This window comes from Saccharopolyspora galaxeae, from assembly GCF_016526145.1.
Lineage (GTDB): Bacteria > Actinomycetota > Actinomycetes > Mycobacteriales > Pseudonocardiaceae > Saccharopolyspora_C > Saccharopolyspora_C galaxeae.
This window is the reverse complement of sequence record NZ_JADDUE010000001.1, coordinates 741913-757644: the sequence shown is the minus strand read 5'-3', so window position 1 is coordinate 757644 and position 15732 is coordinate 741913. Positions and strand designations below refer to the sequence as shown.

General features: G+C 71.3%; 13 protein-coding genes. 5 read left to right on the top strand and 8 right to left on the bottom strand.

What is annotated here, in order from left to right; genetic code table 11:
- Positions 1-47 precede the first annotated feature (47 nt).
- Positions 48-1019 (top strand): DMT family transporter, encoded by a 972-nt coding sequence (locus INP57_RS03430; protein ID WP_200068492.1) that lies wholly within the window; start codon positions 48-50, stop codon positions 1017-1019.
- Positions 1020-1023: 4 nt separating this feature from the next.
- On the opposite strand, the gene INP57_RS03425 is transcribed toward INP57_RS03430, so the two are convergent.
- Together INP57_RS03425 and INP57_RS03420 are read right to left on the bottom strand one after the other, a co-directional pair.
- Entirely contained in the window at positions 1024-1695 is a 672-nt protein-coding gene (locus INP57_RS03425) for a response regulator (protein ID WP_200068491.1), read from the bottom strand.
- Positions 1692-3056, bottom strand: a complete 1365-nt coding sequence (locus tag INP57_RS03420) for an ATP-binding protein (RefSeq protein ID WP_307849881.1) — start codon at positions 3054-3056, stop codon at positions 1692-1694. Before INP57_RS03420 ends, INP57_RS03425 begins: the two co-directional genes overlap by 4 nt.
- Before the next feature lie 120 nt (positions 3057-3176).
- On the opposite strand from INP57_RS03420, the gene INP57_RS03415 reads away from it, so the two are divergent.
- The 3 genes from INP57_RS03415 to INP57_RS03405 all read left to right on the top strand — a co-directional run bounded on the left by INP57_RS03415 (position 3177) and on the right by INP57_RS03405 (position 5761).
- Positions 3177-4349, top strand: coding sequence for a PspC domain-containing protein (locus INP57_RS03415; protein ID WP_200068490.1), 1173 nt, complete (start codon positions 3177-3179; stop codon positions 4347-4349).
- Positions 4342-4545: a hypothetical protein gene (locus tag INP57_RS03410; RefSeq protein ID WP_200068489.1), complete on the top strand. Its 204-nt coding sequence runs from the start codon at positions 4342-4344 to the stop codon at positions 4543-4545. Before INP57_RS03415 ends, INP57_RS03410 begins: the two co-directional genes overlap by 8 nt.
- Positions 4546-4846: 301 nt before the next feature.
- The gene (locus tag INP57_RS03405; protein WP_295148197.1) at positions 4847-5761 is read left to right on the top strand and encodes a glycoside hydrolase family 16 protein; all 915 of its coding nucleotides are present in this window, start codon (positions 4847-4849) and stop codon (positions 5759-5761) included.
- A 141-nt stretch (positions 5762-5902) separates the two neighbouring features.
- On the opposite strand, the gene guaA is transcribed toward INP57_RS03405, so the two are convergent.
- The 4 genes from guaA to guaB form a co-directional block, all read right to left on the bottom strand.
- Positions 5903-7498: a glutamine-hydrolyzing GMP synthase gene (guaA, locus tag INP57_RS03400; protein WP_200068714.1), complete on the bottom strand. Its 1596-nt coding sequence runs from the start codon at positions 7496-7498 to the stop codon at positions 5903-5905.
- Positions 7499-7761: 263 nt separating this feature from the next.
- The gene (locus INP57_RS03395) at positions 7762-9480 is read right to left on the bottom strand and encodes an FAD-dependent oxidoreductase (protein ID WP_200068488.1); all 1719 of its coding nucleotides are present in this window, start codon (positions 9478-9480) and stop codon (positions 7762-7764) included.
- Positions 9481-9590: 110 nt separating this feature from the next.
- Entirely contained in the window at positions 9591-10721 is a 1131-nt protein-coding gene (locus tag INP57_RS03390) for a GuaB3 family IMP dehydrogenase-related protein (protein ID WP_200068487.1), read from the bottom strand.
- Positions 10722-10875: 154 nt separating this feature from the next.
- Complete coding sequence (gene guaB / locus INP57_RS03385) at positions 10876-12387, bottom strand: IMP dehydrogenase (protein WP_200068486.1); 1512 nt, start codon at positions 12385-12387, stop codon at positions 10876-10878.
- 235 nt (positions 12388-12622) lie between these two features.
- Between guaB and INP57_RS03380 the strand changes: the two genes are divergently transcribed.
- Complete coding sequence (locus INP57_RS03380; protein ID WP_200068485.1) at positions 12623-13024, top strand: DUF5319 domain-containing protein; 402 nt, start codon at positions 12623-12625, stop codon at positions 13022-13024.
- Between the two features lie 195 nt (positions 13025-13219).
- On the opposite strand, the gene INP57_RS03375 is transcribed toward INP57_RS03380, so the two are convergent.
- Together INP57_RS03375 and INP57_RS03370 are read right to left on the bottom strand one after the other, a co-directional pair.
- A complete protein-coding gene (locus INP57_RS03375) occupies positions 13220-14548 on the bottom strand; it encodes an anti-sigma-D factor RsdA (protein ID WP_200068484.1) in 1329 nt (442 codons plus the stop codon).
- A complete protein-coding gene (locus INP57_RS03370; RefSeq protein WP_200068483.1) occupies positions 14549-15121 on the bottom strand; it encodes a sigma-70 family RNA polymerase sigma factor in 573 nt (190 codons plus the stop codon).
- Positions 15122-15732: the final 611 nt, after the last annotated feature.

Sequence of the window (15732 nt, the reverse complement as noted above, 5' to 3'; positions counted from 1 at the left end):
ACCGCGGCACGGGCGTCCGCAGGTTGCGGACGGAACCAGGGGGAATCATGACTTCTTCGGCCAGCTACCTGCGACTCGGCGCGCTGGCGGTGTTGTGGGGCGCGAGCTTCCTGCTGATCAAGATCGCGCTCACCGCGATGTCGCCGGTGCAGATCGCGTTCACCCGGATCGTGCTCGGTGCGCTGGTGCTGGTCGTGCTGTGCGCGCTGCGCGGCATCCGGCTCAGCTCGGACCGCCGGTTGTGGCGGCACGTCGCGGTGGCCGGGCTGTTCGCCAGCGCCCTGCCGTGGATGCTCTACGGGGTCGCCGAGCGTTCCGTGGACTCCGGGCTGACCGGAGTCCTGAACGCCACCACTCCGCTGTGGACGCTGCTGTTCGGCTTCCTGTTCGGGCAGCAGCGCGCGCTCGCGCCGCGCAAGCTCGGCGGCCTGGCGCTGGGTTTCGCGGGCGTGCTGCTGATCCTCGCGCCGTGGCAGGCCGTCAGCGCGGGCCCGGGAGTGCTCGCGTGCCTGGCCGCCGCCGCCAGCTACGGCATCGGGTACGTCTACATCGGACGGCACTTGACCGGGAGCTCGGGCGATGCTCCGGCGCCACTGGCGATGGCGGGGATGCAGTTGACCGCGGCAGCGGGGATCGCGGTGCTGGCGCTGCCCGTCGAAGGTTTCCCGGCGGTGCGCTTCGAGCCCGCCGCGCTGCTGGCCGTCGCGGTGCTCGGCGTGTTCGGCACCGGCGTCGGCTTCGCGCTGAACTACCGGCTGATCGCGGACGAGGGACCGACGGCCGCCTCCACCGTCACCTACGTGATGCCGGTGGTTTCGGTGCTGCTCGGCTGGCTCGTGCTCGGCGAGCAGATCGGCGGGCGCGTTGTGGGCGGCATCGCGCTGGTCCTGCTCGGGGTAGCGCTGTCCCGGCAGGGACGGCCCGGCGCGGCACGCGCGCGGGTGCAGCGAGTGAGGTCGGTGCTGCGGGCCGGCTCGCAGCTCTACGCGGACCTCGCCACCAACAATCCGATGAAGTGAGGACTCAGACCAGCCTGCGGTCGCTGGCCCAGCGGGAGAGCTCGTAGCGGTTCGACAGCTGCGTCTTGCGCAGCACGCTGGACACGTGCGTCTCGACCGTCTTCACCGAGATGAACAGCTCCGAAGCGATCTCCTTGTAGGCGTACCCGCGCGCCAGCAACCGCAGCACGTCCCGCTCCCGCGGGGTGAGCTGGTCCAGCTCCGGATCGCTCACCGGAGCCGAGTCCGGCCCCTGCGCGAAGGCGTCCAGCACGAACCCCGCCAACCTCGGGGAGAACACCGGATCACCACCGGCCACCTGGCACACCGCGTCCGCCAGTTCCCGCCCGGAGATCGTCTTGGTGACGTAGCCGCGCGCTCCGCCGCGGATCACCGCGATGACGTCCTCGGCGGCATCGGAGACCGACAGCGCCAGGAAGACCACGTCGGGGTACTCGGTGCGCGTGCGGCGCAGCACCTCCGCGCCGCCTCCGTCGGGCATGTGCACGTCGAGCAGCACGACCTGCGGGAGGTAGTGCCCGATGCCCGCGACGGCCTCTGCGACCGAACCGGCCTCCCCGACCACTTCGACCCGATCCGCGGCACCGGCCAGTTCGGCGCGCACCCCGGAGCGGAACAACGCGTGGTCGTCGACGAGGAACACCCGCACCGGGCCGGGCTGAGCTGCTGCTGTCACGACTGGTCCTCCTTGGTCGGCCCGCCCTCGGCTCGCCGGTGCGCCTGCCGGGGCATGTCCAGTTGCACTTCGGTGCCAGAGCCGGGGGCGGTCTTGAGCCGCACGGCGCCGCCGTTGCGCCCCATCCTGCCCCGGATCGAGTCGGCCAAGCCATGCCGGTCGGCGGGCACCGCTTCCGGGTCGAATCCCGTGCCGCGGTCCCGCACGAAGATCGAGACCTGTTCGGGTTCGACTTCCGCGTAGACGCTGACCTCACCGGTGCCCGAATGCTTGGCGGAGTTCACCACGGCCTCGCGCGCGGCGGCCAGCAGCGCCGTGAGCCGCTCGTCGAGCTCGCAGTCGCCGACCACGACGTGCTGCACCTCGATCGCGAAGGCGTCCTCGATCTCCCCGAACGCTTCGGTCAGCTGCGCCGAGAGCGTCGCGGCCTGCTCCTGCCCGGCCGGCTCGACCTGGCCGGCCCCCTGCCCGGAACCGCCGCGCCCGTACCCGTCCGGGCCGTAGAGCCAGTTCCGCAGCTCCCGCTCCTGCCCGCGGGCGAGCCTGCGCACCTCGCGCTCCGAACCCGCCTGCTTCTGGATCAGCGCGAGCGTCTGCAGCACCGAGTCGTGCAGGTGCGCGGCGATCTCGGCGCGCTCCTGCGAGCGGACCCGGCCCGCGCGCTCCACGTTCAGGTCCCGCACCAGCCGCATCCACCACGGCACGGTCAGCACCGCCGCGCCGACCAGCGCGGTCATCGTGGACAGCAGCGCGAACCGCAGATCGCTCACGCTGGCGGACCCACCCAGGAACACCACGGCGCCGATCACCACCAGCGCTGCGCCCGAGACGATCCGCACCACGGCCGAGCGACCGCCACCGCCGAGCACCGCGCCCGCCATGCCGGACCGGGCGCCTTCCCGCCAGCGCCTGCGCTGCGACTCGTCGGCTTCCCGCCACACCACGGCGGCACCGACCAGCGCGACCCCGAGCGGCCCGGTCAGCCAGCCGGGCAGGATGCCCAGCAGAGCGACGGCGGCCACCAGCCCGATTCCGAGGATGATCAGCCCGAGCCCCTGCTGGCGCTCCCGGTCCGACAGCGGCCGCTCCGCACCGCTGCTCTGCGGCACGAAGACCCACAGGATCCCGTAGGCCAGCACGCCGGCCCCGCCGAACGCGGCGAGCACGGCGAACACCGCGCGCACCCACAGCACCGAAACGTCCAGGTGGTCGGCGATCCCGCCGCACACCCCGGCGATCAGTCGCCCGCCGCGCCGCCGGTACAGCTTCGGATGGGCGAGGACGCGGTGTGCTCCGCTGCGGTCGGGCGCCGCACTACGCTCGGAAGCCGCGTCGGTTCGTTTCCGGGACCGGATGCTCACGAACTCGATGGTTCCACGCGCACGCGAGCGCGGTCATCGGGGAATCTCCAGGGCAGCACCCGTCGCGGTCAGGGATTTCCCCGATGTGCCGGGCCGCGGCGCTCGCGGATAGTCGGCGGCATGACTGGGAGCGTCCGCGACACACTGCGCGAGATGTGGGAGAGCCGACCGGCCCGGCCGCGCCACGGCCGCAAGATCGCCGGGGTGTCGGCGGCCATCGGGCAGCGCTACGGCATCGATCCGGTGCTGGTGCGGGTGGTGTTCATCGTGGCACTGCTGACCGGTGGCGCCGGGATCGCGCTGTACCTGCTGGGCTGGCTCGTGCTGCCGCCGGAGCAGTCGCGGGTCACCAGCGGCACGCGGCAGGCCCTGTCGGTGCTGGGAGTCGTGCTCGTGGTGCTGTTCGGGGCACCGATCGCGTTCGCGTCGCTGCACTCGGTCGGACTCGTCGCGTTCGCCGCGGGGCTCGCGGCGCTGTTCTTGCTGCACCGCAACTACCAGGACCGAGCGATTCGCGGTTCGGCACCGGAACGGCCGCAGCAGGACAACGTGTGGGTCTACGCGGACTCCGCGGCCGAGGCCCGTAGCGGGTCGTCCGCGGAGCAGCCACCGGCGTGGGACCCGCTCGGCGCCGCCCCGTTCGCCTGGGACCTCCCCGAGCCGCCGGAAGCGCAGGCTGAGCCGCCGCGCAAGCGGCACTGGATCACCTGGGGGACGGTGCTGCTCGCCGTGTTGGCCGCGGCGGCCGCGGTCTACGAAGGCGGCGACGAAAGGGCGCTCGCGGTAGCGCTGGGCGTGCTCGGCGTCGGGATGCTGGTCGGCGCGTTCCTGCACGGCGGCCGCGGGCTGATCGCGTTCGCGCTGCCGGTCGGAGCGCTGGCGCTGCTGCTCGGCATGAACGAGGAGCACCGGGAGGTGAACTACCGGCCGCCGCAGGTCGACGCGGACCGGATCGTCGTCGCCGCCAGCCCGGCCGACCTCGAAGGTTCCTACCAGGGCGGCTCGCGCTTGATCTCGCTCGACCTCCGGCCGCTGCGCATGCCGACCGGCGAGAGCGTCGCGACCAGCGCGGAAACGACCAACGGCCTGATCCGCGTGCTGCTGCCGCCGAACGTGGACGTCACCGCGGAATGCGGCGCCGACGGCGGGTCCGTCGAATGCCTGGGCTCGCAGGCGAACGGCAGCAACAGCCGGATCAGCGTCACCGACAACGGCCCGGACGGACCCGGTGGCGGACACGTCGAACTCGACTTGACCACTGCGAACGGGCGCGTGGAGGTGCTCCGTGGCTGACGACGATTCTCGCGCGAACGGCGACGACCACACGAAACCCGACACCGTGCTGCTGGTCGCGGGTGCGCTGGCGCTGCTGCTCGCCGGTTCGTTGCTGCTCGGCGGTACGGAGGACTTCTGGATGGAGTGGTCGCTGGCGGGCATCGCGGTGTTCGTCGGGCTGATCCTGCTGGTGGTCTCGATGCGCCGCCGCTGATACCGCGCCGCGCACCGAACGCACGCAGGCACTGCTCGCCCGCGCATCCATCGCGCCCGGCCGCGGCGTGCGACCGGTGCGGCGGCGCATCCCGAGTCCGGCCGGGAATTCCGCGAATCCCGTGGAATTCGGCCGCGGAAAGTGGCAAAAACGGGACCGGTGGAGTTGGTGCGACTCCGCGTTGCAGCCGATCGGCGGAATTGCGCGCGGGCTGCATCGATATAGCCTGCACCGAACCGTTTCCGGTGCGCAGCCCATACCGGTGGCGCGCACCGTTCGATCCTGCCGAAGGAGACTTTCCGTGTCCCGCACCGGATTCAAGGCGGCAGGCACCGCGCTCGCCGCGCTGTGCTTGCTCCCGTTCGCCACCGCGGCTGCGAATCCGGCCCCGCAGCCGGCCGCACCGAAAAAGCAAGTGTTCTTCGACGACTTCTCCGGCTCCGAGCTCGACCGGTCCAAGTGGCAGGTGGAGGTCACCGGGGAGAACTTCGACACCGTCAACCAGGAGCAGCAGGCCTACGTCGACTCCCCCGAGACGATCTACCTGGACCAGGACGACGCCGCCACCGGCGCGCAGAACGGCGCGCTGGCCCTGCACCCCCGGTACAACCCCGGTTTCCAGGCCCCGGACGGGAACACCTACGACTTCCAGTCCGGCAGGCTCAGCACGCAGGACAAGTACGAGTTCACCTACGGCAGCTATTCGGCGCGGCTGAAGCTGCCCGAGGGCGGCAGCAGCCCGGGCCTGTGGCCCGCCTGGTGGTCGCTGGGCTCGAACATCGACGAGGTGTCCTGGCCGCAGTGCGGTGAAGTCGACGTCATGGAAAACGTCGGCGAACCGTGGACCAGCTCCGCGCTGCACGGCCCCGAGTACAACGGCGACACCCCGATCACCGGCAAGCAGCAATTCGACGGAATGGACCCGGCCGACTGGCACGACTACAAGGTGGACTGGACGCCGGAAGGGTTCACCTTCTCCGTCGACGGCAAGCAGTTCTACCAGATCACCAAGGCCGAAATGGAGCAGAACGGCTGGAGCTGGGTCTACGACGACCCGCAGTTCATGATTCTGAACTTCGCGCTCGGCGGGCAGTTCCCGAACGGCGTCAACGGCGTCACCGAACCCTATTTCGGACTGCCGCAGGAATCCGTTGACAAGGTGGCCGCGGGAAGCGCCCGCTACCTGGTCGACTGGGTCAAGGTCGAGCAGGGCTGAGCGCTCAGCAGCGCCCGGTCTCCCCGATCGCGCGCGTCGTGACCCGCGCCTTCGACGCACGCGACCGCGAGGAATGAGTGAGCGGACCGTTCGCCCGGCCTGTCCGGACGAACGGCCCGCTCGCTCACGCCCGGCCGCGGATCACTCCCACTCGATGGTGCCCGGCGGCTTCGACGTGACGTCCAGCGTGACCCGGTTGACCTCGGAGACCTCGTTGGTGATCCGCGTGGAGATCCGCTCCAGCACGTCGTAGGGCAGCCGGGTCCAGTCCGCGGTCATCGCGTCCTCGCTGGAAACCGGCCGCAGCACCACCGGATGCCCGTAGGTCCGCCCGTCGCCCTGCACGCCCACCGAGCGCACGTCCGCCAGCAGCACCACGGGGCACTGCCAGATGTCCCGGTCGAGCCCGGCCGCGGTCAGCTCCTCCCGCGCGATCGCGTCCGCGGCGCGCAAGGTGTGCAGCCGGTCCGCGGTGACCTCGCCGATGATGCGGATCGCCAGGCCCGGGCCGGGGAACGGCTGGCGGTGCACGATCGTCTCCGGCAGGCCCAGTTCCAGCCCGACCCGGCGCACCTCGTCCTTGAACAGCGCGCGCAGCGGCTCCACCAGCTGGAACTGCAGGTCTTCGGGCAGGCCGCCCACGTTGTGGTGGCTCTTGATGTTCGCCGCGCCGGTTCCGCCGCCGGACTCCACCACGTCCGGGTACAGCGTGCCCTGCACCAGGAAGTCCACGTCACCGCCGGAATCGGCGACCAGCTCGCGGGCGGCGCTCTCGAAGGAGCGGATGAACTCCCGCCCGATGATCTTGCGCTTCTCCTCCGGGTCGGCCACCCCGGCCAGCGCACCGACGAACTGGTCCACCGCGTCCACCGTCACCAGCTTGACACCGGTGGCCGCCACGAAGTCGCGTTCCACCTGCGCCCGCTCGCCCGCGCGCAGCAGGCCGTGGTCGACGAACACGCAGGTGAGCTGATCACCGATGGCGCGCTGCACGAGCGCACCGGCGACCGCGGAGTCCACTCCGCCGGACAGCGCGCAGATCGCCCGCCGGTCACCCACCTGCTCGCGGATCGCGGCGACCGTGTCGTCCACGATCGAAGCGGTCGTCCACTGCGGCCGCACACCTGCGATGTCCTGCAGGAACCGGCGCAGCACCTCCTGGCCGTGCGGCGAGTGCGCCACCTCGGGGTGGTACTGCACCCCGGCCAGCCGCCGTTCCCGGTCCTCGAAGGCCGCGACCGGGGTGTCCTTGCTGCCCGCGGTGACGGCGAAGCCCTCCGGTGCTTTGCTGACCGAGTCGCCGTGGCTCATCCACACCGGGTGGTGCGCGGGCAGGTCCTCGTGCAGCGTGCCGCCGTCACCGGAGACCTCGAGGTCGGTTCGGCCGTACTCGCTGGTGCCGGTGTGTTCGACGCTGCCGCCGAGCGCCTTGGTCATCGCCTGGAACCCGTAGCAGATGCCGAACACGGGCACGCCCGCGTCGAAGATCGCCGGGTCGACCTGCGGTGCGTCTTCGGCGTAGACGCTGGCCGGGCCGCCGGAGAGCACCAGCGCGGCCGGGTCGCGGCGCACCAGCTCATCGACCGGCGTGTCGTGCGGGACGACCTCGGAGTAGATCTGCGTCTCGCGCACCCGGCGCGCGATCAGCTGCGCGTACTGCGCGCCGTAGTCGACGACCAGCACGGGCCCCTTGCCGTCGCGCGGGGGCTGGTCGGGGCTGCTTGCGGTACCGGACACGTCGTCGAAACCTCCAGGGATGCGGGCGCTACCGCCATCATCCCAGCTGGCCGAGGCCACCAGGGCAGCACCTCCGCCCTCGCGACCGCCGACTCGCCAGACCCGCTCCTGCATTCCGCCGACGCGCCCGAACACCACCCCACCCGGGCAGACAGATCCGAGTGCACGGACCGCCGGTCCGAACAGATCGGGCGATGAGTCCGTTCGCTCCGAAGATTCCGACCGGGTCGGGTGGCGGTGGCGCGTGTCGGCCGGGCGCTCGGCTAGACCAGCGGGAGGCGCAGCGCTGCGGGAGCCTCGGAAGGCACCGCGGGCGACTTCGGCGCGACCGGATCCACCCGCCGATAGCCCTCGGACTGCTCGGCCCTCGGATCCTGCTCGCCCTTGTTCGGCCACATCGAGAACGCCCGCTCGGCCTGCGCGGTGATCGTCAGCGACGGGTTCACACCGAGGTTCGCGGTGATCGCCGAGCCGTCCACGACCGACAGCGTCGGGTGTCCGTAGGCCCGGTGGTACGGGTCGATCACACCGTGCTCGGCGTCCTCCCCGATCGGGCAACCGCCGATGAAGTGCGCGGTCATCGGGATGTCCATCAGCTCGCCCCAGGTACCGCCCGCGATGCCGCCGATCTTCTCCGCGGTGCGGCGGTTGGCCTCCTCACCGGCCGGGATGTAGGCCGGGTTCGGCGCGCCGTGGCCCTGCCGCGAGGTCAGCCGCGAACCGAACAGCCCGCGCTTGACCCGCGTGATCAGCGAATTGTCCAGGCTCTGCATCACCAGCAGGATGATCGTGCGCTCGCTCCACCGGCGCACCACGGCCATCTTCACGGCCTCCACCGGGTTCTTGCGCACGAACCGCAACCACTGCCGCCAGCGCGGCGACGGGTCGTCACCGCGAGTCGGGAAGGTCTGCAGCAGCCCCATCGCGTTGCTGCCCTTGCCGTAGCGGACGGGTTCGATGTGCGTGTCGTCGTCCGGGTGGAACGACGAGGTGATCGCGACGCCCTCGGAGAAGTTCCGCTCCCCCACGTCCGGCACCTGCGCACCGATGATCGCCTCGGAGTTGGTGCGGGTCAACTCGCCGAGCTTGGCCGACATCCGCGGCAGGTCCCCGCGGTCCCGCGAGCGGTGCAGCAGGTTCTGGGTGCCCCAGGTACCGGCCGCCAGCACGACTTGATCGGCGGTGAAGACCTTGCTGCCCAGCGACATCTTCGCGCCGGTGCGCCGGGTGCCGATGCGCCAGCCCCCGCCGGAGCCTTCGGCCAGGCGGTGCACCGTGGTCATCGGGAACACCTCCGCACCTCCGGCCTCGGCGAGGTAGAGGTAGTTCTTCACCAGCGTGTTCTTCGCGCCGACGCGGCAGCCGGTCATGCACGCGCCGCACTCGGTGCACCCGGTGCGCTGCGGCCCGGCCCCGCCGAAGTACGGGTCTTCGGCGGTCTCGCCCGGCGAACCGAAGTGCACCCCCACCGGGGTCGAGTGGTAGCTGCCGCCGACGCCCATGTCCGCGGCGACCTGCTTCATCACCTCGTCCGACGGCGTGGTGCTCGGGTTGGTCACCACCCCGAGCATCCGGCTGGCCTGGTCGTAGTGCGGCGCGAGCTCGCCCTCCCAGTCGGTGATGTGCGCCCACTGCGAGTCCTCGTAGAACGGCCGCAGCGGCCGGTACAGCGTGTTCGCGTACACCAGCGACCCACCGCCGACCCCGGAGCCGGCCAGGATCAGGCAGTCCCGCAGCAGGTGGATGCGCTGGATCCCGTAGCAGCCGAACTGCGGCGCCCACAGGAACCGGCGCAGGTCCCACGAGGTCTCGGCGAACTCGTCGTCGGCGAACCGGCGCCCCGCCTCCAGCACGGCAACGCGGTAGCCCTTCTCGGTCAGCCGCAGCGCGGCGACGCTCCCGCCGAAACCGGAGCCGATCACGACGACGTCGTAGTGGTTCTGCCGATCTTGGTGACCAAGAGCACCGTTGCTGGAAGCCATGCGCCTCACGTTAGACGCCATTACTCACCGGTAGCCAGAGGTTGCCGCCAAGCCGTTGGCGGGATCCGTACCGGTGGCGGGAAAAACCGCGGTTCTTTCCCGGGCGCCGCTCACCGCTGCAGCGTCAGACCGACCTTCTGGAACTCCTTCAGCTCCGAGTATCCGGTCTTCGCCATCGACCGGCGCAGCCCGCCGAACAGGTTGATCGTGCCGTACGGGTCGCTGCTCGGCCCGTACAGCACCGTCTCCAGGTCGGCGCCGGAACCGGTGAACCCGACGATCTCGCTGCGCGGCAGGCTCGGGTGCGCCGCGGCCGCGGTCCAGTAGTAACCCTGCCCGGGGGCTTCGGACGCCTCGGTCAACGCCTCGCCGAGCATCACCGCGTCCGCGCCGCAGGCGATCGCCTTGGCGATCTCGCCCGAGTAGGAAAGCGCGCCGTCGGCCAGCACGTGCACGTACCGGCCGCCGGTCTCGTCCAGGTAGTCCCGGCGCGCCGCCGCGGCATCGGCGATCGCGGTGGCCATCGGCACCCCGATGCCCAGCACCTGCGTCGTCGTGGCCGACCGGGACCGGCCGAAGCCGACGATCACGCCCGCGGCGCCGGTGCGCATCAGGTGCATCGCGGTGCGGTAGTCGCCGACACCGCCCGCGATCACCGGCACGTCCAGGTCGGCGATGAACCGCTTCAGGTTCAGCGGCTCGCCGTCCCTGGCCACGTGCTCGGCCGAGACGATGGTGCCCTGCACCATCAGCACCTCGACCCCGGCGGCCAGCAGGTCGGGGGTGAGTTCCTCGGCGTGCTGCGGGCTCACCCGGGCGGCCACGGTCACGCCGGAGTCCTTGATCTGCTTGACCGCCTGGGTCAGCAGGTCGCGGCGCACCGGTTCGGCGTGCAGCCGCTGCAGCAGCTTCATCGCCGCATCCGGGTCGCTGCTCTCCTCGGCGGCGCGCACCACCTCGGCCAGCCGTTCTTCGACGTTGGCGTGCCGCGCCCAGAGCCCCTCGGCGTTGAGCACGCCGAGCCCGCCGAGCTCACCGATGCGGATCGCGGTCGCCGGCGAGACCACCGCGTCCGTCGGGTGCGTCACCAACGGGATGTCGAACCGGTAGGCGTCGATCTGCCAGGACAGCGACACGTCCTTCGACGAACGGGTCCGCCGCGACGGCACGATCTCGATGTCGTCCAGGTCGTAGCCGCGCATGGCCGTCCGGCCCATGCCGATCTCCACCAGATCCCGCACCTTGTTCCTCCCTCGCGGCACCGCAACTGCGGCCGGACATTCTCGCTGCTGCTTGCAGGCGACCCGCAGGCGGGCCGCCTGCCGGGCTGTTCGAGCTGCTGGGCGAGCGGGCCGCGCAGGCGCATCAACAGCCCCCGCGACCTGCGCCGACCGTTCAGCGCGTGGTGTAGTTCGGGGCCTCGACGGTCATCGTGATGTCGTGCGGGTGGCTCTCCTTGAGACCCGCCGCGGTGATCCGCACCAGATTCGCCCGCTGCAGCTGCGGGATCGTCGTCGAGCCGGTGTAGCCCATGCCGGAACGCAGCCCCCCGACGAGCTGGTCGACGACCTGGGACAGCGGGCCGCGGTACGGCACCCGGCCTTCGATGCCCTCCGGCACCAGCTTGTCCTCGGAGAGCACGTCGTCCTGGAAGTAGCGGTCCTTCGAGTACGACTTGGCCTGCCCGCGGGTCTGCATCGCACCCAGCGAACCCATCCCGCGGTAGACCTTGAACTGCTTGCCGTTGACCAGGATCAGCTCGCCCGGCGACTCCGCGGTGCCCGCCAGCAGGCTGCCCAGCATCACGCTGCTGGCGCCGGAGGCGATCGCCTTCGGGATGTCGCCGGAGTACTGGATGCCGCCGTCGCCGATGATCGGCACGCCTGCCGGGCGGCACGCCTGGTCGGCCTCGTAGATCGCGCTGATCTGCGGCACGCCGACCCCGGCCACGACCCGCGTGGTGCAGATGGAGCCCGGTCCGACGCCGACCTTCACCGCGTCCGCACCGGCGTCCACCAGCGCCTGCGCCCCGGCCCGGCTGGCCACGTTTCCGCCGATCACGTCGACCGAGTGGCCCAGCTCCTTCTTCAACGTCGCCACGGTGTCCACCACCGCGCGGGAGTGCCCGTGCGCGGTGTCCACGATCAGCACGTCCACCCCGGCGTCGACCAGCGCCATCGCGCGCTCGTGCGAGTCGGCGCCGACGCCGACCGCCGCGCCGCACAGCAACCGGCCGTCCGGGTCCTTGGTGGCGTTCGGGTACTGCTCGGTCTTGACGAAGTCCTTGACGGTGATCAGCCCGCGCAGCTTGCCCGCGTTGTCCACGATCGGCAGCTTCTCGACCTTGTTCCTGCGCAGCAGGCCCAGCGCGGCGTCCGCGGTGACCCCGACCTGCGCGGTCACCAGCGGCGCGGGAGTCATGATCTCGCGCACCCGGCGGGTGTGGTCGGCCTCGAACCGCATGTCCCGGTTGGTGATGATGCCCGCCAGCGTGCCATCCGGATCGGTCACCGGCACACCGGAGATCCGGTAGCGCGCGCACAGCGCGTCGACCTCGGCCATGGTGTCCTCCGGCGAGCAGGTCACCGGGTCGGTCACCATGCCGGCTTCGGAACGCTTGACCACCTCGGCCTGCGCGGCCTGCTCCTCCACCGGCAGGTTCCGCTGCAGGATGCCGACACCGCCCTGGCGCGCCATCGCGATGGCCATCCGCGCCTCGGTGACCGTGTCCATCGCCGCGGACAGCAGCGGCACCCGCAGCTGCACGTTGCGGGACAGCTGAGTTCCGGTATCGACGCTGCTGGGGATCACGTCCGACTCGTCGGGCAACAGCAGGACGTCGTCGAAGGTCAACCCGAGCGTGGCGAACTTGGCGGGGAATCCGGGAGCGGTCAGTTCGCTGGTCATGGCGAGGCGGTGTGCCTTCCTGCAAGCAACGGTGGTGGCACCGAAGGATCCGGGCGGGGGCTCATCGGGCGATACCGCGCACCGGAGGCGGCGGTCGACGTCCCCGGCACGAGCGGCAGGTGCGATTTCCCCATGATATAGACCCGCTGGTCACAAGCGGTCCCCGGTGTGGTGGCACGCACGCGCGCGGCGGCAGCCGCCCCGAGCGGTTCCGGGTTGCGAGGTGGGCGGTACCGTGCGGTCCGTGCCGCACGATCCGCTGCCCCCAGACCCGTTCGCGGGCGACCCGGACGATCCGAGCAGAACGCTCGACGACCAGGACCCGGAACAGGGCCCGCCGCTGGGTGAGGACGAACGCGCCGAGCTGCTGTCCGACCTCACCGACCTCGCCGTCTACCAAGCGCTGCTGGAGCCGCGCGGGGTCCGCGGGATCGTCGTGGACTGCACCGACTGCGGCGAGCCGCACTACCACGACTGGGAACTGCTGCGCTCCAGCTTGGAGCAGCTGCTGCACGACGGGCGGATGCGCCCGCACGAACCCGCCTACTCCCCGGACCCGAGCCATTACGTGAGCTGGGAGTACTGCCGCGGGTTCGCCGACGGCGTCACCGAGACGGAGAACGAGAACACCCGCTGACGCCGGTCGCCGTCGCCGATTCCGCTCCGCGCGTCCGCGCGCAGCACCCGTACCGCTGCAGCGGTGCCTGAGTACACGTGGTGCCTGAGACCGCGTCCGGAAGACCCTGCCGCCGGACGGTCCGCCTCCCGCCTCCGGACGGTTCGACCGGATCCTGGCGGCGCTTGCGCCGCTCCGGCCGAACCGCGCGGCGGCTCAGTTCGGGAAGAAGCTGTTCGAGTCCGAGGTCATCCCGCCGGTCGTGCCGATCCCGCTGGATGGCCGGTCCGAGGTGCCGCTGGTCTCGCTCGGCGCGCTCGGCGATGTCGTCGGCACCTGCGAGGAGCTGGGCGTGCTCGGGGTCGTCGGCGGCACCGACGGTTCCGGCGGCGGCAGCGGCAGCTGCGACGGCGGCGGGCTCGGCGTCATGCTCGTGGGCTGGTGCGTGCTGGTGGAGGTCTCCGAGGTCGAGGGTTCCGACGGGGAAGTGCCCCCCTCGTAGCGCCGCAGCAGCTCCCGATGGGTGCTTCGCAGCTGGTCGAGTCGTTGCCCGTCCTCGACCGCCTTCATGTGCTCCAGCGCGCGCTCCAGCGCCTGCTTCGCGTCTCCGGTGCGGTTCTCCTGAAGCGCGCTGTCGGCGACGTTGAGATCCTGCTGCGCTGCGTCGACGGCCAGGCTCGAGCGCGAGTGATCGGCGTAGAGCACCGTCGCCACGCCCCACAGCATGTCGCCCGGCATCGCGTCCCGGGCCGCCAGCCCGACGCCGGTGAACCCGATCATCAGCACCGCGGCCGCGGAGGCCACCGGAACCAGGTGCCTGCGCCGCGACCGGCGCCGCGGGCGGCGGCCTGCGGCGATCGCGCCCGCCGCCTCGTCGAGCTCGACCAGCTCGCCGATGGGCGCGGCGTCGACTTCCCGCCGCCACGCCACCAGCAGCGATTCCAGTGCAGGACCGGCTTCTTCGGATTCCCCGGGCACGCTCGGGTTGGTGCCGCCGAGGGCGTCCAGCAGCGCGTCGTCGGACTGGATCTCGGAGAGGTTCAGCGGCTCGGTGCCGACCTCGTCCGCGTCGATCAGCCCTTCCGCGGTGGCCTGCTCGGTGTCCGCGTCGGTCACGCTCGGCCGCTGCCGGAAGTCCAGCACGGTGGCGTCCGTCGAACCGTCCGAAGTGGACGGAGTTTCCTCCGAAGTGGACTGATCCGGGAGCTCGGCGGCGTCGGAATCGCCGCTCTGCTGGGCGGTATCGAGCTTTTCGGTGTCCTGTTCGGACTCGTTCTGTTCGCCCGCGCCGGTGCTATCCGCGGCTGCGGCGACTCCCGGCTCGTCGGGCGTCTCGGCGGTGTTCGACCCGGCGGCCACGGCGGCGGCGGAGTCGGACTCTCGGTTGTCGATCAGCTCGGCTCCCTCGCCAGCGGCGGGCGGGGCCGAAGCTGCCTCCGGTTCACCCGACCCACCCGCACGGTCGTCCGGCCGGCCGGATTCGACGGGGTGCTCCGCGGCGTGCTCCCGCCCCGGGGCACGCTCGGGTTCTTCCCGCTCGACCATTCAGACCACCTCCTCCGCGGACAGCGTCTTTCGCAGCCGGGCCAATGCACGATGCTGCGCCACTCGCACCGCTCCCGGCGTCGAACCGACCGCTTCGGCGGTTTCCTCCGCGGACAACCCGACGACCACCCGGAGCAGCAGGATCTCCCGCTGCTTGGCCGGGAGGACGCGCAACAGCTGCGCCATCCTGCCCGAAAGCTCACCCTGCATCGCCCGCTGCTCCGGGCCGGCTTCGGATTCCGGGGTGTCCGGAACGTCCGCCACCGGTTCGGAGCGGTTGCGGGCCGACGCACGATGCGCATCAGCCACCTTGTGCGCGGCGATGCCGTACACGAACGCCAAGAAGGGGCGACCCTGATCCCGGTAGCTGGGCAACGCCGTCAGCACGGCGAGGCAGACTTCCTGGGCCACGTCGTCCGCAGAAGCGAACGACCGCTCGTTTCGTCCCACCCTGGCGCGGCAGTACCGCACCACCAAAGGACGGATTTCGGCCAGCAAGCGCTCGATCGACTGACGATCGCCGTCGACGGCGGCGCTTACAAGAGCGTCCAGCCCGTCCCCCACGTTGCTCATCGCAGACAGCAGCCCTGGTGTTACGCGTTCAAGCGACTCGGATTTGTCCGGCGTACATCACGTGCACCGCACGTTGCGCCGGAGTCACCGTACCGGGCGAGGGCAGATCCCTGAACAGGGAGTGGGGGACATCGGGGGTCGTTGTCACACAACCATAACTACCAGATATCCACCCTGGCATGGTTCGCCCAGTCCGGAAGTGCCGCGGATCGGCGAATGTTAAGGGTCCGCGCGGCGGCGGCCCAGCGGCCGCGGTGCGCAGCGGACGCGATCACGAGACGTGCCCCCGGCCACGGCCGGCCGGTTCGGTCACCGGCAGGTGGCGAGGGGCACCGTTCTCCTGCGGGCGCCGCCGGACCCGGTCGGCGGCGCCGCGGTGAACCGGTAGGCGGCCGACGGCCGCTTCCCGGTGAGGGGCGTCACACAGCAGGAAGGAGCGGGTGCGGAACCTGCGCCGAACTCGCACCGAGCCGGTGCGATCGCAACGCCTGCGGCCGGATCCGACCGCGCACCGACGACCGTCGGCGGAACTGCTCGCCGCGACGAGTCCGGTGGGTGGCTGGGCCGGGCGCTGGACCGGGTCCGGGCGCGAGGTGGTCATCCGCGAAGCT